At 58.9% G+C, this 18628-nt stretch carries 11 protein-coding genes and 2 tRNA genes; 2 read left to right on the top strand and 11 right to left on the bottom strand.

Annotated features, from left to right (window positions below):
- Positions 1–15: 15 nt before the first annotated feature.
- The 8 genes from FPK30_RS03730 to FPK30_RS03695 form a co-directional block, all read right to left on the bottom strand.
- Positions 16–708: an L-ribulose-5-phosphate 4-epimerase gene (locus tag FPK30_RS03730; protein ID WP_144085348.1), complete on the bottom strand. Its 693-nt coding sequence runs from the start codon at positions 706–708 to the stop codon at positions 16–18.
- Between the two features lie 64 nt (positions 709–772).
- Positions 773–2386, bottom strand: a complete 1614-nt coding sequence (locus tag FPK30_RS03725; protein WP_144085347.1) for a xylulokinase — start codon at positions 2384–2386, stop codon at positions 773–775.
- A 102-nt stretch (positions 2387–2488) separates the two neighbouring features.
- Positions 2489–3610: a LacI family DNA-binding transcriptional regulator gene (locus FPK30_RS03720; RefSeq protein WP_144085346.1), complete on the bottom strand. Its 1122-nt coding sequence runs from the start codon at positions 3608–3610 to the stop codon at positions 2489–2491.
- A gap of 49 nt (positions 3611–3659) precedes the next feature.
- The gene (locus FPK30_RS03715; protein WP_144085345.1) at positions 3660–4367 is read right to left on the bottom strand and encodes a ribonuclease HII; all 708 of its coding nucleotides are present in this window, start codon (positions 4365–4367) and stop codon (positions 3660–3662) included.
- Between the two features lie 7 nt (positions 4368–4374).
- On the bottom strand, positions 4375–5139 hold the full coding sequence (lepB, locus tag FPK30_RS03710; protein ID WP_144085344.1) for a signal peptidase I: 765 nt from the start codon (positions 5137–5139) through the stop codon (positions 4375–4377).
- Between the two features lie 145 nt (positions 5140–5284).
- Entirely contained in the window at positions 5285–5656 is a 372-nt protein-coding gene (gene rplS, locus FPK30_RS03705; RefSeq protein WP_024627419.1) for a 50S ribosomal protein L19, read from the bottom strand.
- 221 nt (positions 5657–5877) lie between these two features.
- The gene (pgi, locus tag FPK30_RS03700; protein ID WP_024627418.1) at positions 5878–7575 is read right to left on the bottom strand and encodes a glucose-6-phosphate isomerase; all 1698 of its coding nucleotides are present in this window, start codon (positions 7573–7575) and stop codon (positions 5878–5880) included.
- 129 nt (positions 7576–7704) lie between these two features.
- Positions 7705–8829, bottom strand: coding sequence for a mannose-1-phosphate guanylyltransferase (locus tag FPK30_RS03695; protein WP_144085343.1), 1125 nt, complete (start codon positions 8827–8829; stop codon positions 7705–7707).
- 122 nt (positions 8830–8951) lie between these two features.
- On the opposite strand from FPK30_RS03695, the gene FPK30_RS03690 reads away from it, so the two are divergent.
- Positions 8952–9024: transfer RNA gene (locus FPK30_RS03690), tRNA-Thr, on the top strand.
- A 40-nt stretch (positions 9025–9064) separates the two neighbouring features.
- A tRNA-Leu gene (locus FPK30_RS03685) sits at positions 9065–9145 on the top strand.
- A 53-nt stretch (positions 9146–9198) separates the two neighbouring features.
- Here FPK30_RS03685 and FPK30_RS08275 read toward each other — a convergent pair.
- The 3 genes from FPK30_RS08275 to FPK30_RS03670 form a co-directional block, all read right to left on the bottom strand.
- Positions 9199–11031, bottom strand: coding sequence for a hypothetical protein (locus FPK30_RS08275; RefSeq protein WP_260804402.1), 1833 nt, complete (start codon positions 11029–11031; stop codon positions 9199–9201).
- A gap of 1515 nt (positions 11032–12546) precedes the next feature.
- Positions 12547–14403: a hypothetical protein gene (locus tag FPK30_RS08270; RefSeq protein ID WP_260804401.1), complete on the bottom strand. Its 1857-nt coding sequence runs from the start codon at positions 14401–14403 to the stop codon at positions 12547–12549.
- A 1357-nt stretch (positions 14404–15760) separates the two neighbouring features.
- On the bottom strand, positions 15761–18622 hold the full coding sequence (locus FPK30_RS03670) for a hypothetical protein (protein WP_260804400.1): 2862 nt from the start codon (positions 18620–18622) through the stop codon (positions 15761–15763).
- Between the last annotated feature and the right edge of the window lie 6 nt (positions 18623–18628).

Genomic DNA, 18628 nt, shown 5'->3' with positions numbered 1-18628 from the left:
CTTATGCTTTCCAGCTCAGTGCTGGCCGTAGACGTGCTGGTACCGGTCGTTGAGCTTGGCTATGTCGGCCGGTTCGATGGGCTTGGGCGTGCCGATCTGCTCAGCTGCCCAGACCGTGTGGGCCACCTCTTCGGTCATGGCCGCCGCCTTGACTGCAGCCTCCGCATCCGCTCCCACAGTAAAGGGCCCATGGTTGCGCATGAGCACAGCCGGGCAACCCGGGTGATCCTTGAGGGTGTCAACCACGCCCTTACCGATGGCCTCGGAGCCGATCAGCTCGAAGGGCCCCACAGGCACGGGACCGCCGAATTCATCACCCATCATGGTCAGCACGCAGGGAATGTCCCTGCCGGTGGCCGCCCAGGCGGTGGCATAGGTGGAATGGGTGTGGACCACGCCGTAGACATCAGGCATGTGCCTGTAGATATAGGCGTGGGATAGCGTGTCCGAAGAGGGAGCCTCGGCACCGTCAACCACATTGCCATCCAGATCGGTGACCACCATGGATCCCGGGGTCAGGTGCTCATAGCGCACCCCCGAGGGCTTGATGACCATCAGATCGGCAGAGCGCAACCGCTGCGAAACGTTGCCCGCCGTCCAGACCACCAGATTCCACCTGGTCAACTGCGCATGCAGGGTGGCCACCTGCTCGCGCACCAGTTTCACCTCGTCGCGCACCTCGGGCGAATAATCAGCCAAGGACACCATCAGCAACTCCTTTTCCCGGCCCGATCCCGCTGATCCGGCCGCTTGACGTTTTCAGCTCCGGGCCTCATCCCTGCAGGGGGATGGTCTTCACGGCCGCCTGCTCGATGGGCAGGCCCTTGGTGAAGCGGTCGAAGAAGGTTCTGAAGCCCTTCACATCAGCCGGATCCGGCTGCTCTGTAGTGGACTGGACGCCCGCAAAGACATTGGCATCCAAGTAGTCGGCCAGGGTCTGGTCGGCATGGCCCAGGTAGTCGGCCAGGACGGCCATGCCCCAGGCGCCCCCCTCCACAGCGGTGGACATGACCTTGATGGGGGCATCGAAGGCGGCGGCCAGGATTCGCTGGGCCACCTTGGGGGTGGCGAAGATGCCGCCGTGCCCGACCATGGTGTCCACCTGGACATGCTCCTGGCGGGTCATCACATCCATGCCGATGGTGACCGGCGAGAAGGCCGAGAAGAGCTGGGCCCGCATGAAGTTGGCCAGGGTCATCCGCCCCTCGGGGCCGCGGGCAAAGACGGGCCGGCCCTCCTCCAGGCCAGCCAGGAACTCCCCGGAATAGAAGCAGTAGTTGATCAGCCCGCCGGCGTCCTTATCTCCCAGAAGGGCCTGGTTGAACAGGGTGGCATAGAGCGCATCCCCTTTCAGGTCCAGACCGGCGGCCTTGGCGAATTCCCCGAACAGCCCCACCCAGGCATTCAGGTCCGAGGTGAAGTTGTTGGCATGGCTCATGCCGGCCGGATCCCCAGCCGGTGTGGTGACCGGATCCACCTCGGGGTGGAAGTCACGCAGGGGATGCTCCAGCACCACCATGGCGAAGATGGAAGTGCCCGCAGACACGTTGCCAGTGCGGGGACGAACCGCGTTGGTCGCCACCATGCCGGTTCCCGCGTCGCCCTCGGGCGGGGCCATGGGCACGCCGGGCTGCAGCTGGCCACTGGGATCCAACAGGGCGGCCCCTTCTGCAGTCAGTGCGCCCGCATCGCTGCCGGCGGTCAACGGCTTCGGCAGCAGGTCATGGATGTCCCAGGGCTGGGCCTGAACCTGGGGCAGTCGGGAGAAGATGTCCAGCAGGCCCTGGTCGAACTCCTTGCGGGAGGAGTCGATGGGGAACATGCCCGAAGCATCGCCGATGCCGATGACCTTGCGACCTGAGAGTCTCCAGTGCATGTAGCCGGCCAGCGTGGTGATGTAGGCCACCCTGGGCACATGCTCTTCGCCGTTCAGAATGGCCTGGTAGAGGTGGGCGATGGACCAGCGCTCGGGAATATTGATCCTGAAGACCTGCGACAGCTCCTCATGGGCCTGGCGGGTGTTGGTGTTGCGCCAAGTGCGGAAAGGCACCAACAGCTGACCATCCTTGTCGAAGGCCAGGTAGCCGTGCATCATGGCCGAAATTCCCATGGCGCCGATCTTGGTCAGCGTCACCCCGTACTGACGACGGACATCCTCGGCCATGGCCGCATAGGCCGCCTGCAGACCCTGATGAATCTGGTCCATGGAGTAGGTCCAGAGGCCGTCCTCCAGCCGGTTCTCCCACTCGACGTCCCCGGTGGCCAGCGTCCGGTAGTCATGGTCGATCAGCACAGCCTTGATACGGGTGGAGCCGAATTCGATGCCCAGACTGGTCGCGCCCTCTTGTAATTCGCTCACGATGACGCCTTGTTCGCCAACAACCATGTCTGCTCCTTTGCCTGATATGTTAACGCTCACATAGTCTGGTTCCGATTGTAACTGAGTCCAGAGCATCAGGCAAGCCCGCGGGATGCGGGCCGACAGTGGTCAGAGGCGCTTGATTGCGTAGCCCAGGGACCGACGCTGAATCACGTCCGCCTGGATCAGCCCCACGCCGTGATGGGTGACCGGGAAATCCACCGGCTGCCCTTGGTGAAGCAGGGCCAGGACCTGCCGCATGGTGGCCACCCCCAGATCCTCAAAGCGGGGACGGACCGTGGCCAGCGGCGGGAACATGTTGTCTACCGTAGGCACGTCGTCGAAGCCCACCAGACTGATGTCACTGGGAATGCGGATGCCATGCTCCTTCAGGGACCGGGCCACGCCCACGGCCTGGTTGTCGTTGGCGGTGACCACGGCCGAGGGCAGGGAGGTGCCGCTCATGCCCCGCTGATCGATCAGGTGGTTCATCAGCGTGTAGGACTCCCCGGCCTCCCAGCTGCGGGCGTGGACCACGGCCGTTCGTATGCGGCAGCGGGCGCAGGCCACCTTCCAGGAGGCCAGTCGGGTGGCGGCATCCCGCCATTGATCGGGACCGGCCATATAGAGCACTCGCCTGTGGCCCCGAGAGACCAGCAGCCGAGCCAGGCGCTGCACGGCACCCCACTGGTCGATTCCGGTCAGGGCTATCTGACCGTCGCCCCGTCGGCGGCTCAAAGCCTCTTCGACGCTGGTGATGCCATGAGTGGAAGTGACGATGACCCGAGGCTGGCTCACCTCAACCTGGCAGGCGGCCTGGAACATGGTGTCAGTGGGCGTCAGAAAGATGAAGGCATCCACATTCTGCTCCAGGAAGGTGCCGCAGAGTTCCTGGAATCCGGCAAGGGTGCAGGCCGACTCGTCCACCATCATGACCGACATGAACAGCCCATGGGAACGGGCCACGGTCTCGATGGCCGTGATTGACGAAACAGGCCCGAAGAGACTGACACCGCCGGCTACCAGTCCGATGGTCCGGCTACGGCTGGATGCCAGGGCCCGCGCAGAGTTGCTGGGTCGGTAGCCCAGCTTCCTGATGGCCTGCTGGACCTTGATCCGCGTTGCCGGCGAGACGTCCTTGGAATTATTGATGACCCTGGACACGGTCTGGTGGGAAACCCCGGCCAGCCGGGCAACCTCGAACATGGAGGGGCGCTTGGACCGTGACCTGCCCCCGCTGCCTGCGGGCATGTGACCTTCTTCCGATAGCCGTACGATAGCCGTGTCAACCGTTCCGATATTAGCCCCTGCCGGGATCGGATGAAGGCAAATGCCAGCTGACCCGGTGCAGACGGCTGGGCCCCAGACGGCGAATGGCCTCCAGATGCGCAGGCGACCCATAGCCCTTGTTGTGCTCCCACTGGTAGGGGGCCAGGGCAGGATCGGAGGCAGCCAGCCGAACCATGAGCTGGTCACGGGTGACCTTGGCGATGACTGCTGCGCAGGCCACACTGGCACAGTGGGCATCACCCTTGACCTGGGTGGAAACCTCGGGCAAAACCGGGAGGTCGGGGGCGTCAAAGCTGTCGGCGGCCGGGGTGATGTAGTCATGGGGACCGTCGAGGATGGCAGCCAGATTGCAGTCTGCCCCCAGGTTCATCCCATGCTCCAACTCGGCCAGTGCACGCAGGGCAGCGATGCCCAGGGCGTGGACGATGCCCCACTGATCGATCTCATGATTGGAGCAGGCCCCCACCGCCCAGCCGGCAGCCCAGTCCTCCAAGTCACGGTACATGGCCAGCCGACGCGCAGGGGTCAGCATCTTGGAATCCGCCACCCCGTCAGGGACCTTCAAATGGGGCAGGTCAGCGGAACGGATCGCCACCACGCCGACCATGGCCGGACCCGCCAGGGCTCCGCGGCCGACCTCATCCAGCCCCAGCACATACTCGGCTCCCTGATCAGCCAAGGCAGCCTCAGTGGCCAGGGTCGGCAGAATCCGCCTCATAGCCGGTTCAGTCCTGGGTAGGCTCGGGCACAGCGTCGAAGACCTTGTGCTGGTTGTTGAGCAGCTTCCAGCTGCCCACCGGGTAGTAGGTCAGCAGTGCAGTGCCCTTGATGTTGTCCATGGGGACCAGGCCATTGTGGCCGTCGTCCTTGTGCAGACGGGAATCGGCGGAGTTGGAACGGTTGTCGCCCATGACGAAGACGTACCCAGGGTCCACCTTGACCTTGAAGGCAAAGGAGCTGGGCTCCACTCCTGGGCGCAGGTAGGAACTCTCATCCAAGGCGACGCCGTTGACGGTGACTGGGGCGCCATGACCCTTGCAGGCCACCGTGTCGCCGGGCATGCCGATCAGGCGCTTTACCAGGTGACTGCCGCGGAAGCTCGGAGTGGACTCTTCGCCTAGCCAGTTAGCAGGGTCAGTAAAGACCACCACATCCCCTCGACGGGGGGCCATCATGGACCTGGTCAGCCGGTGAGTGGTCAGGATTCTGTCTCCGACACCAAGGGTGTTCTCCATGGAGCCAGAGGGGATGACGTAGATGCTGAACAAAAATATGCGCAGGACGGCGACGACAGCCAAGAGAGCAACCAGCTCGAACAGAAACTCGGGCAGGAAACCGCGTTCGCCCAGACGCGGGTGGCTGCCCTTGGTGGAGCCGCGTCCGCCAGGGCGGTCAAAGGCATGGCGGGGCGGCACCGGGGCTGAGGTGGCCTGTCTGCCGTCCGGATACCAAAGTCCCGACGAGGTCGCTTCCTCATCCCGAAAGGCCATATCCACTCCTTGTCATCCGCCGGAACCCACACGCAAAAAGGTTCCGCATGCCTCATAGCGTACACACCCAAGCATGGAAAAACCCGGGAGCATTACATCCCGGGTGTTAGCGGCCAGGCCTGGGCTGGGTCGCCCTGGCTGAATCCTACTTGTTGGACTCGGCCTTGTTGTCGCGACGCTCGACAATGCGGGCGGCCTTGCCGTGCAGACCACGCAGGTAGTAGAGCTTGGCGCGGCGGACACGGCCGTGGCGCAGCACCTTGATGGAATCAATCTGCGGGGAGTGCAGAGGGAAGCGACGCTCGACGCCCACGCCGAAGCTGACCTTGCGCACCAGGATGGTCTCGCGCACGCCGGAGCCCTGACGAGCGATCACCACGCCCGTGAAAGCCTGGATACGAGAGTTGTTGCCCTCAGTGATGTTGACGTTGACCTCGACGGTATCGCCGGGGCGGAAGTCTGGGATCTGCTCCGCAGGCTTCATGTGGCTGGCGTCAAATTCCTGAATCGCGTTCATGCTGTTCCTCCATGGCCGCCGCACATCGACCCATGACATGGACCGCAACCACCAAAGGAGGCGATCCTGACGGAACCCGACGGTCTGCCGTCGGGGGTGCCGATCCGCCGGAGCATCCGGCTGGACCTGAAAGGAAGGGAGCCCATGCGGCAGCTGCCCTTCCGGCAAACAACTGTCCAATAATATACCACCAACCGGACCCGCTGGGGCCCGGCATGACATCAGCGGCGGTGGGCCCTGTAGAAGGCGATCAGGGACTTGGTGGACTGGTCCTGCTCGGCCAGCGCCTGGTCATCCCGGGAGATGGCCGGGGTGATCTCGCGGGCCAGCTTCTTGCCCAGCTCAACACCCCACTGGTCGAAGGAATCAATGCCCCAGACCGTGCCCTCGGTCAGCGTGATGTGCTCGTAGAGGGCGATCAGCTCGCCCAGGGCGGCCGGAGTCAGCGCATCGCCGAAGATGGAGGTGGTGGGCCGGTTGCCGGTGAAGACCCGGGCCGGAACGATGGCCTCCGGAGTGCCCTCGGCGCGGACCTCGTCGGCGGTCTTGCCGAAGGCCAATGCCTTGGTCTGGGCCAGGAAGTTGGCCAGGAAGAGCTCATGGACGTCCTGGTCCCCGTCCTTGGCTGGATTGGGGGTGTTGGCGAAGGCGATGAAGTCGGCGGGGATCAGACGGGTGCCCTGGTGGATGAGCTGGTAGAAGGCGTGCTGGCCGTTGGTGCCGGGCTCCCCCCAGAAGATTTCGCCGGTCAGGCTGGTCACCGGCGTGCCGTCCCAGCGCACGGACTTGCCGTTGGACTCCATGGTCAGCTGCTGCAGATAGGCCGGGAAGCGGTGCAGATACTGGTCATAAGGCAGCACGGCGTGCGAGTGGGCGCCGAAGAAGTTGACATACCAGACGTTGAGCAGGCCCATCAAGGCCACCACGTTCCGATCCAGAGGAGTGGCGCGGAAGTAACGATCGACGGTGTTGAAGCCCTTGAGGAACTCCTCGAAGCGCTCGGGGCCGATGGTGATGGCCAGGGAGGTGCCCACGGCGGAATCCACCGAGTACCGGCCGCCGACCCAGTTCCAGAAGCCGAAGACGTTGTCAGGATCGATGCCGAAGTCGCGCACCTTGTCCAGTGCGGTCGAGACGGCGATGAAGTGCCGACGGATGGCCTCGGCCGAGAGGTCCTCGCCGTCCTTGGACAGCAGACCGCGCTCCCCCAGGCTCTTCAGGAGCCAGGCGCGGGCCTGGCGGGCGTTGGTCAGGGTCTCCAGGGTGGTGAAGGTCTTGGAGACGATGATGAAGAGCGTGGTCTCCGGATCCAGATCGCGCGTCTTCTCGGCCAGGTCGTTGGGATCGATGTTGGAGATGTAGCGGGCGCTGATGCCGGCATCCGCGTAGGGCTTCAGGGCCTCGTAGGCCATGACCGGGCCAAGGTCGGAGCCGCCGATGCCGATGTTGACCACGGTGGTGATCCGCTTGCCGGTCAGACCGGTCCAGCTGCCCGAGCGGACCTGGTCGGCAAAGGCATAGATGCGCTTGAGGGTGTCGCGGACGTCGCCGACAACATCCTGGCCGTCCACGATCAGCCGGCCGCGATCCTCCTCGGGACGGCGCAGGGCTGTGTGCAGGACGGCCCTGTCCTCGGTGTTGTTGATGTGCTCGCCGTTGAACATGGCCTCGATACGCTCCTCAAGGCCGACCTCGCGGCCCAGCTGGGCCAGCAGTGACAGGGTCTCGGGCTGAATCAGGTTCTTGGACAGATCAATATAGAGATCACCCAGCTCGAAGCTGAGCTTTTCGGTGCGCTGCGGGTCCTTGGCGAACCATGCGCGCAGATCGATCCCTTGGCGCTGCATGTCGTCGAAGTGCTGGTGCAAGGCCGCCCAGGCCTTGGTGCTGGTAGCGTCCACTGGAGGATTGATGGCCATGGTTGTTCGGGTCCTTTCATGAGGTGATGCCCGGTCTACCGAGCACCCGGTTCTGTACCCCAAACTACTCACAAAAGCAGACAGAAGACAACAAAATCAGTCAATCTACTTGACTGAGCCGAATCGCTCTCAGAGTATGTCGTCACAGCCGTACTGGGCCAGCTTGGCCACCATGTCCTTGACTTCCTGACTGCGGGCCCGGGGGGCCACCAGGAGAGCATCGGGAGTGTCGACGACGATCATGTCATCCACACCAAGAAGGGCGACCGTGCGTTCGGAGCCTGGCACGACCATGTCTCCAGCGGAATCCAGATACATGACCCGGTCGGCATCCCCAAGAATCTTGATGTTGCGCCTGTTGGAGGACGGCAGCAGACCCGCCACTGAATTGAAGTCGCCGATGTCATCCCAATCGAAACCCCCGGGAACAACCGCCACGCCGCCAGCCGCCGATAGGGGCTCGGCCACGGCATAGTCAAAGGCGATCTTCTCGATGCCCGGCCAATGCTCCTCCATAGCCTGGCTGCGGGCCTGCTCACCCTGATCCCAGACCTGGGCGATGGCCATGACGGCGGCGTGGAGCTCCGGCTTGTAACGACGCAGGCAGTCCAGAAGCACCTGCGCTTGCATGACGAACATGCCGGCATTCCAGCGATACTCTCCTGTTGACAGGTAGGCCTGTGCCGTAGAGGCATCCGGTTTCTCGACGAATTCGCTGACCAGGCGGGCATCAGGGGCCCCGGGAATGCGATCGGCCAGGGAAGGGCCTTGGTGGATGTAGCCGAAGGCGGTGGAGGGACGGGAGGCGGCGATGCCGATGGTGGTCACATACCCGGCTCGGGCCGCTGCCACCGCCTGCCCCACTGAGGCCGCAAACGCCTTGTCGTCTCGGATGACGTGGTCGGCGGCGAAGGAGCCCACGATGATTTCCCCGCCGTGCCGCTGTGCCAGCACAGCAGTCGCCAAGGCAATGGCCGCCGTGGAATCGCGAGGAACAGGCTCGGCGAAGAGCGCGTCCTCAGCCAGATCAGGAAGCTGTTGACGCACCTGATCCACATGCCGCTGGCCAGTGGAGACGACCACATGATCGGTCCCGCAGATGCCAGCCAGCCGGTCAAAGGTGCCTTGGATCATTGTTCTGCCTGACCCCAACAGATCGTAAAGGAACTTGGGCCGGTTCTGTCGGCTCAATGGCCAGAGCCGGGTGCCCACGCCACCGGCCGGAATGACGGCATAGAAATCATTGAGATCCATGCCCTCCATTGTGTCAAGAAGCTTGTACACCCTCGGCCCGAAGCTCAAGGCGTTTTTATCGCGCGCATCCAGTATGATATAGCATGTTGTCTTCTTCCGGCAGGTCCGGACGGGAGGCGAAGGCCACTTTAGCTCAGTTGGCAGAGCGTCTCACTCGTAATGAGAAGGTCGACAGTTCGATTCTGTCAAGTGGCTCTTTCACCAGCTGACCTTTCAACGGCAGGGCATGTCGTACGCGCGAGTGGCGTAATGGTAGCCGCGCAGGATTTAGGTTCCTGTGTCTTCGGACGTGTGGGTTCGAGTCCCATCTCGCGCACAGGAATTAAGAACAGGGCCTGCAAGAACAGGCCCTGTCTTACGTTGCGGGGATCAGTGGCGGTTTTCCTGCTTGTTCCTCAGGCAGGCCACGAAGCCGACCAGGCCAAGGGCTATCAGCAGCAGGATTTTGAGCACGGAAAGCGGCCATCCGCCGGTAAGCGGCAGGGAGGATGTCGAAGGCCGGAACTCCAGCTCCTGCGACACCGAGGCCGACTGGTTTCCGCCTAGGAACCTGCCCTGCGCGTCAGGGCCCTCGGCATCATCCGAAAGCACCTGGACGGCGACATCCCCCTGCTTCATCCCCTCAGGAGGAACCGCCTGCCAAATGCCATGGCTCCCCACAGCCACATCCGTGCCAGTGTTGTCAGGCCAGGTCACATGCACCATGGTCCCCTTGGTCTCAGGAATCTTCCTGTCCCCGTCCACATACTTGTAGGCCCTGCCGGCCACCTGGAAGACGTCATGGCGGTCAATGGTCAGTGTGGTGGGCGTCATGTCGATTGTCCGCTCGACAGAGGCTGGGCCCGAACGGAGGTTCATCGGGTTGACCATTTCAACCTGGAAGGTGTATGTCTGCGTTTCGTCGTCACCGTTGTAACCAGTGAACTTATCAGCAGGGATGTTCAGCGACCAGGTCCAAGTGGTAGCTGCTGTCTTGGTGAGATCCAACGTGAGGCCTGATGTGGGGTCAGTGACGGAAGGAACAGCGCCGACCGCCGCATCCCTCTGGAAGGTGTTGGCCGGAGTGGTCAGCAGACTGGTCCAGCCCGAGACAGCATTCTGCTTCATGGAAACGACCATCCTCGAATCCGTCATCCCCAGACTTCCCGAGGACCAGGCCGTGTACACAGGCGACGCCTCACCCCTGAACACAACGACCGAATCCGCCGGTAGGCTCCCGTTTACCGTATGGGGCACCGTGACCGAGAACTTGCTGGCATCCGGGACGTTTTCTCCCGAAACGAAATAAGCCGTGCCAATATTCGAGAAGTAGGAGGTCAGGCCGAACCCGGAGACAGACTCAGTCACCCAGGCATGGTAACGCCTGTAGCCGCTGTACTTGTTGCCAGAATCCGGCGACGGATACAGCTTGTTGGTGTCCTGTATCCGCCAGGAACCCCCTTGTTTGCTGCCAGTGTCGACCTCACACACGGTCTCGCCCAGCCTGAACCCCCACGTGTCCGTCCCTTTCACCAGGTCATCGCCATTCGTGCCCTGCCCCTCCACAATGGGATTATTGGGATCCTCGCCGTAGAGAACGACCTTGTTGGGGCGCGCGGCATCCTTGGAGGGCATGCACTCACCACTGATTACCGGCTCAAGCTTGGTCGTATACACGCTTCCAGAAGCATCCAAACCGGCATCAGCATCGTTTTCGATCTTGGTGATCGTAGGATCATCAGGACGAGGCACGTCATACTTATAGAAAGCGGTATTGATAGTCCACCCCGCAGAAATATTCGTATCCTTCTCCACGGTGGACATACCATCGTTTATCCCTACAAGACCAGCGCTCTTGGGGTCGTACACTTCAGGGCTGACGGTGCAAGCGCTGCCATCCCGATTGGTGGTAACAGGCCAGGTGACCATCTTGAAGTAACCGTCAAGATCCTGCTTCTCCTTGGCCTCCTTGAAATCAATCCCGCCATCATCCTTCTGAGCAGGCATAGGATTGCCATCCTTGTCAGTGGCAAAAAGCACGTTGGGGTTGTCGAGATATTGAGGATCCTTCGGACTCACGTTGAAAGCGGAATACTTACTGACTTGGGCCGCCTTGCTGGTCGTGGTAGTCGCCGTATTGGGGGACGGCTGCTGGCCTGTCACCAGAACCGGCTCAGGGGTCAGCTCATCGACAGGCACCCACTCGCTATCCTTCAGAGCCACCCACTGGTAATAATAGGAACTGGTCTCAGAACATATGCCATCAGGATTGTCATTTGTACTGCCACGCGGATTCAGCCAGTACACGAAGAACGACCGTGCCGGAGCTGTTCCCGGAGCAGTACCGGCGATTGGCCCAGTAACATTGCTCTTATAATCAGGAAAACCGTAATCCGTCACCATGCCCCAGTTGGCTTGATTGTTTTGATAGAGATTAGGGTTGGTGTCCCAACCGACCCAGGAATACGGGCCACTGCACTTCATATCCTCTTTGCTGTCCAAGCAGTAACCCATATACACTTTCATCTGTTTGTCCTGGGACATGCTCGCTGTGATATTTGAATATCTATCCTGAGCCTGTAAATCACTCATGGAAGCCGGATCAAAGCTTGTACAGTTATTGGTAGTCCAGGACCAGGAAGAATTCCCGCAAGACAGGGCGGTATTCTGGTCACCAACGATGGCAAAGACATTCAAGGGCTCAGGGTGACCGCCAACCGCAAATTTTGCGGGATCTGGAGACTTATCCTTAATATTCATATCACCCTCAATGGATATGGTCAGGTAGTCATACAAACCAGAATTGATTATCTTGTGAACGGTGAAGAACTCATCCTGATTCCTGGCCCAGGCTAGGGCGCCATCATAAGCGTTGGCATTTTTATTGCTGTCTACGTAATCATCCGGGGTAATAGTGTTCATATACCGCACGCGTCTGTAATAGTCAGGATTTTCAGAACCAACAAACTGATATATGAAAGACAAATTGCATTGTGACGGATTTTTGGTATCAGTCCCACCAACACCGACGCAATCCGGATTAAATTCATTGTGCTTCACGCGCAGGATGAAGTCCATGCGCAGCTCATCCTGGTAGGCATCGATCCTGTCGTTGAAGGCCATCATCCTATAGAGCAGGGGTTTTCTGCTGGCTGTTTCGTCCTGTTTATCGACGGCGTTGGCCCGATTGGCCGAAAGGGCGCTCAGCCCCAACGGAACAACCATGGCCAGCGTCGCCAGAAGGGTTACCAGAACGGCGATGATCGGACGGCTCGCATGCTGCGAACCCTTGGCGATCCGTTCTTGCAAACGCTTCAATACAATACCCCCAAATCAAGTTACAATTATGCTTAAGAGCGGCTAAACTTTGTTCTTTTAATCTGTCCCCAATTACTTCGACTCTATCATAGCGATAAAAAAATAGCATCTTCGCTTTTTCCATACATGCTCCACGAGCACTGGAATTGCAAGCATTATCCGGGATTCCGATAGGGTGTGTCACGACCGGTATTGCGCAACAGTTTATGGTCTTCATCTGGCTGGTCTGGGTTGGAGGTGGAGGCCACTTTGTCATGGAAAGGTCGACTGTTCGCTTCTGTCAAGCGACTCTTCCACCAGTGGCCTTCAGACGTCTGGGCACGAGTCCAATCTCATTCACAGGAAACACAAGCAGGGCCTGCCCTCACCCCCAAATTCCTTGGAGATGAGCACAGACCCTGCCTTATGCCCGCCGGAGAATCAGTATCGGCTCTCCTGCCTGTTCCTTAGGCAGGCCACAAAGCCGGCCAGACCCAGTATCAACATCAACAGGATCTTGAGCACGGAAAGCGGCCATCCTCCAGCGAAGGGCAGGGATGAGGTGGAGGGCCGGAATTCCAGCGCATGCGACACCGCAGCCGACTCGTTTCCTCCCTGGAAGCTGCCACTTTGAGGATCAGTGCTTTCAGCATCATCGGAGGTAACCTGAGCGGTGAATCGTCCCTGATTGATGCCCTCAGGTGGAGTCGCCTGCCATGAACCCTGGTTCCCCACAACAACATCCGTACTGCTGTTGCCGGGCCAGGTTACATGAACCACTGTTCCTTTGGTCTCAGGAACCCTCGTGTTGCCATTGACGTACTTATATGCCTTGCCCGCCACCTGGAAGACGTCGTACCGTTCCAAGGTCAGCGTGGTCGGCGTCATGTCAACCGTCCGGTTGGTGGAAACCGGATCCGAAGGGACATTCAGAGGGTTGATCATCTTAACCTGGAAAGTATACTTCTCTGTCTCATCGTCACCGTTGTAGCCGGTGAACCTGCCAGCAGGTATGGTCAAGGTCCAGGACCAGGTCGAAGCCCCTGTCTTGACGACCTTGAGCACAGAGCCCGATGTGGGGTCAGTGACGGAAGGCGACGTGGTATTGACCGCCGCATCCCTCTGGAAGGTGTTGGCCGGAGTGGTCACCAGACTGGTCCAGTCCGAGGCAGTGTTCTGTTTCATGGAAATGGCCATCCTGGAATCAGTCATCCCCAGCCCTCCCGAGGACCAGGCCGTATATATAGGTGAAACCGAGCCCTGGAAGGTGACGACCGAATTTGCCGGTAGAATCCCGTTTTTCGTATGCGGCACTGTGACGGAGAGCTTGCCATCCGGAGCATTCTCGTTGGAGACGAAATAGGCTGTTCCTATATTCGAGAAGAAGGAGGTCAGGCCGAACCCGGAAGCGGACTCGGTCACCCAGGCATGATAGCGCCTGTACCCGTCATACTTGTTGCCTGGATCCGGCGATGGATACTGCTTATTGGTGTCCTGTATCTGCCAGGACCCTCCCTGCTTGCTCTTAGGATCGACCTTGCACACCGTTTCTCCCAGCTTGAACCCCCAGGAGTCCGAGCTTTTCACCAGGTCATCACTGCTCTTGCCCTGCTCCTCCTTGAAAGGATTGCCGGGATCCTCGCCGAACAGAGTAACCGTGTTGGGATGCGTGGCGTCTTTGGAGGGAGTGCACTCACCGCTGACCACCGGATCAAGCTTGCCGGTATAGACGCTTCCTGAGGCATTCAAGGAGCCATCGGTGTCATTCTGAATGTTGGTGATGGTCGGATCATCGGGACGAGGCACATCATACTTATAGAAGGCAGTATCGATAGCCCATCCTGCATCCAGATTCGTGTTTTTCTGGGCTGTAGACATATCGTCTGTTATCCCAACAAGGCTATCCTGTTGAGGGTCATATATCTTAGTGGTGACTTCAGGAGTGCTTGCCGTCGGCTTGCACTGGGTGCCATCGGCATTAGTAGTGACAGGCCAAGTAACTAGTTTGAAATAACCGTCAAGATCCTGCTTCTCCTTGGCCTCTTTGAAATCAATCCCGCCATCAGCCTTCTGGGCAGGCATAGGCTGGCCATCCTTATCAGTCGCAAAAAGCACGTTGGTGGTATTCGCATACTTGGGGTCAGTCGGATCGACGTTGTAAGCCGTATTGTCATTGACCTGATATTGAAGACCCCAGGAACTGGTCAAGCCGTTTACTGCTGGCTTCTGACCAGTTACGAGCACCGGTTTAGGCGTCAGCGCATCGACAGGCACCCATTGGCTATTCTTCTGCGCCACCCATTGGTAGTAATAGGAGTTGGTCGTGGAACATATTCCACCAGCGCTGTTATTTCCACGCAAATTGAACCAGTATACAAAGAAGGACTTGGGGGGCGCTACTCCTGGAACCGGATTGGCTCCTATAGGAAATCCATAATCCGTTACCATGCCCCAATTGGCCTGGTGACCACCATAAAGAGGGGGATTACCATTCCAGCCAACCCAAGAAGCAGGTCCGCTGCACTGAGGGTGGGGACTGTTACCTAGGCAGTTGCCCATGTAAAGCTTGATGCCCTTACCCTGGTCTGCAGTGATATTGGCGACCCTGTCTTGGACGTTGCTGCCGATAGAGCTCGGATCGAAGGATGTGCAGTCATTCGTAGTGTAGTCCCATGGAGAACCTCCACACGAGAGCGTATTGTTTTGTTGACCAACAATTGCGAAGACGTTCAAAGGCTCCGGATAACCGCCAGTCACATAATATTTCGGATCCAAGGAGGTATCCATGTAGGACAAATCACCCTCTATGGATACAGCCAGGAAATCATATAAACCAGAGTTGATCACTTTATGAACCGTAAAGAACTGCTCCTCATTTTCCGCCCATTGCTCAGCACCGCCAGTGGGGTCGTTGGGATTTGTTGAAATAGTATTCAGGTACCGAATCCGGGTATAGTGGGACGGACTTTGCGCTCCTTCATATTGATATGCGAAAGACAGATTGCACTTTACTGAATCATAGGGAGAAGTATCACGCATCGGAACGCATTGCGGATTGAAATCGTTATGTCTCACGCGCAGTATGAAGTCCATGCGCAGCTCATCCTGGTATGAATCAATCTTGTCATTGTAGGCCAACATCTTATAGAGCAGAGGCTTCCTGCTGGCCGTCCCGCCCTGCCCATCGATGGCATCGGCCTGATTGGCCGACAGGGCGCTCAGCCCTAGCGGAACAACCATGGCCAGCGTCGCCAAAAGGGTTATCAAAACAGCCACTATAGGGCGATCCACATGCCGTGGACCCTCATTGACCCCTTCTTGCAATCGGTTCAACACGCTACCCCCCACACCTCAATGCAACCATCTCCAGAATCAGATGGACTGCACGCTTGATTGGTCCCCGGTGCAGGCCACGAAACCCTGGAGCACAAGTACCGTATCCTCACTTATGGCATCTTCTTGTCCCCTTTACATGCTTTAAGAGTACCGAGACTGAAAGCGTGATCTGGGATTCAGATAGGGTGTTTCGCGACCGTCCACCATCTTGACTAAGGACGGTCTGAATTAGGGGTAGGGGTTACTGGCAGCGGCAGGGCCCCCACTCATCCTCTCAACTTCATGGGGCGGGGGCGGGTCCTGTCTGATGCTGCCGGGGTCAGTGCCGGCTTTCCTGCCTGTTCCTCAGACAGGCCACGAAGCCGGCCAGGCCGAGGGCTATCAGCAGCAGGATTTTGAGCACGGAAAGCGGCCATCCCCCGGTAAGAGGCAAAGCCGAGTTGGAAGGACGGAACTCCAACGCGTGCGACACCGAGGCCGACTGGTTCCCGCCCTGGAACCGGCCCTGGGCATCAGGGCCCTCGGCATCATCCGAAAGCACCTGAGCAGAGAACCGCCCCTGATTGACGCCCTCAGGCGGGGTCGCCTGCCATGAACCCTGATCCCCCACAACGACATCCGTGCCGCTGCCGCCGGGCCAGGTCACATGCACCATGGTCCCCTTGGTCTCAGGAACCTTCCTGTCCCCATCCACATACTTATAGGCTTTGCCTGCCACCTGGAAGACGTCATGGCGGTCAATGGTCAGCGTAGTCGGAGTCATGTCGACCTTCCGCTCGATGGATGCCGGGTCCGAACGGATGTTCGTCGGGTTGACCATTTCAATGCGGAAATCATACAGTTGCGTCTTGTCGCTGCCGTCGTAGCCACTGAACCTGTCAGCAGGGATGTTCAGCGTCCAAGACCAGGTGGAAGCCGCCGTCTTGGTCAATCCCAGCGTAAGGCCTGTTGCGGAATCCGCGACGGAAGACGTGGTGCCGGCTGCTGCATCCCGCTGGAAGGTGCTGGCCGGAGTGGTCAGCAGGGGCGTCCAGTCCGAGGCGGTCTTCTGCTTCATCGAAACAGTCATCCTTGAATCCGTCATCCCTAGTGCTCCCGAGGACCAGGCCGTATATACAGGAGACGCTTCACCCTTGAACACGACGACCGAGTCCGCCGGCAGGCTCCCGTTGACCGTATGAGGCACAGTTACCGAGAGTTTGCTCGCATCCGGCACATTCTCACTCGAAACGAAATAGGCCGTCCCGATGTTCGAGAAGTAGGAGGTCAAACCGAATCCGGAGATAGACTCGATCACCCAGGCATGGTAACGCCTGTAGCCGCTGTACTTGTTGCCTTGGCCCGGCGACGAATACAGCTTGTTGGTGTCCTGTATCTGCCAGGACCCTCCCTGCTTGCTCTTGGGATCGACCTGGCATTCAACTTCGCCCAGCCTGAACCCCCACGTGTCCGCGGCTTTCACCAGGTCATCGCCATTCGTGCCCTGCCCCTCTGCAATCGGATTGGCTGGATCCTCGCCGTAGAGAACAACCTTGTTGGGACGCGCAGGATCCTTGGAAGGCGTGCATTCACCACTGACCACCGGATCAAGCTTCGACGTATACACGCTCCCCGAAGCATCCAAAGCGCTGTCGGCGTCATTTTCGATCTTCGTAATCGTTGGATCATCGGGGCGAGGCACATCATACTTATAGAAGGCACTGTTGATCGTCCAGCCCGCTGAAATATTTCGTTCTATATCTGAGCTGTTCATGCCGTCACGTATTCCTACGAGGCCCTTCTGATCAGGGTTGTACACTTCAGGGCTGATGGTGCAAGCGCTGCCATCCCGGTTCGTGGTGACAGGCCAGGTGACCATCTTGAAATAGCCGTCAAGATCCTGCTTCTCCTTGGCCTCCTTGAAATCAATCCCGCCATCATCCTTCTGAGCAGGCATAGGATTGCCATCCTTGTCAGTGGCAAACATCTCATTGGGATTATCCGGCTGTTTAGGCAAGTTGAAAGCGGAATACTTGCTGACTTGGGCCGCCTTGCCAGTCGTGGTGGTGACCGTATTGGGAGACGGCTGCTGGCCTGTCACCAGGATCGGCTCGGGAGTCAGCTCATCAACAGGCACCCACTCGCTATCCTTCAGAGCCACCCACTGGTAATAATAGGAATTGGTCTCAGAACATATGCCATCAGGATTATCTCTAGTGCTGCCGCGCACATTCAGCCAGTACACGAAGAACGACCGTGCCGGAGCTGTTCCCGGAGCAGTACCGGCGATTGGCCCAGTAGCATTGCTCTTATAATCAGGAAAACCGTAATCCGTCACCATGCCCCAATTAGCCTGATTGCCTCCGTAGAGATTTGGGTTGCTGTTCCAGCCAACCCAAGAATACGGGCCGCTGCACTGAAGATCAGCACCCGTGCCCAGGCATTCTTGCATATACAGGGTGAAGTTCTTGCCGTTGGCCGTTAAGGCTGAGGTAATGTTGGATACCCTGTCCGGCGCATTGATCATGGTGTCAGGGTCAAAATTGCGACAATTATCGATTCCGCTAGACCAACTCCATGAGTTGCTAGGGCGCAGGCAGGATAGTGCGTCGTCCTGTTTACCAACAACCGCGTAGATATTCACCGGCTCGCTGGCCCCACCAGGTTGGTAATATGACGCATCGGCAGAATTCTTAAGCGCCAGATCACCCTCAATGGACACAGTCAAATAATCATACAAACCGGAATTGATTATCGTGTGTACAGTGAAGTACTCATCTTGGTTTTGTGCCCACTTGTAGGCTCCGGACCAGGGCTGATCCGAGGATGACGCTGAGGCTATGGTGTTCAGATACTTTATCCTGCGATAAAAGGAAGTGTCATCTGAACCCTTGTACTGATAGACAAAGGCCAGATTGCAATTGCCCTTGGTATCGGCACCAGAAGTGGCGTCGGCACAAGAAGGGTCAAACTCGTTGTGTTTTACCCGCAGGATGAAGTCCATGCGCAGCTCATCCTGATAGGAATCAAGCTTGTTGTTGTAGCCCAACATCCTATAGAGTTTGGGCTTTCTGCTGGCAGTTTCGTCCTGCCCATCAATGGCGTTGGCCTGATTGGCCGAAAGTGCGCTCAGCCCCAACGGAACAACCATGGCCAGCGTCGCCAGAAGGGTTATCAGAACGGCAATTATCGGACGGTTCACACCTTG

Origin of the sequence: Bifidobacterium apousia (assembly GCF_007559275.1) — a bacterium.
GTDB lineage: Bacteria > Actinomycetota > Actinomycetes > Actinomycetales > Bifidobacteriaceae > Bombiscardovia > Bombiscardovia apousia.
Note: the sequence above shows the minus strand (reverse complement) of the source record. Positions and strands in the feature narration are given on the sequence as shown.

Bases quoted from the DNA above. Each gene is read 5' to 3' on its own strand.
- FPK30_RS03730 (WP_144085348.1), bottom strand. From the start codon at position 708: ATGGTGTCCTTGGCTGATTATTCGCCCGAGGTGCGCGACGAGGTGAAA.
- FPK30_RS03725 (WP_144085347.1), bottom strand. From the start codon at position 2,386: ATGGTTGTTGGCGAACAAGGCGTCATCGTGAGCGAATTACAAGAGGGC.
- FPK30_RS03720 (WP_144085346.1), bottom strand. From the start codon at position 3,610: ATGCCCGCAGGCAGCGGGGGCAGGTCACGGTCCAAGCGCCCCTCCATG.
- FPK30_RS03715 (WP_144085345.1), bottom strand. From the start codon at position 4,367: ATGAGGCGGATTCTGCCGACCCTGGCCACTGAGGCTGCCTTGGCTGAT.
- lepB (WP_144085344.1), bottom strand. From the start codon at position 5,139: ATGGCCTTTCGGGATGAGGAAGCGACCTCGTCGGGACTTTGGTATCCG.
- rplS (WP_024627419.1), bottom strand. From the start codon at position 5,656: ATGAACGCGATTCAGGAATTTGACGCCAGCCACATGAAGCCTGCGGAG.
- pgi (WP_024627418.1), bottom strand. From the start codon at position 7,575: ATGGCCATCAATCCTCCAGTGGACGCTACCAGCACCAAGGCCTGGGCG.
- FPK30_RS03695 (WP_144085343.1), bottom strand. From the start codon at position 8,829: ATGGATCTCAATGATTTCTATGCCGTCATTCCGGCCGGTGGCGTGGGC.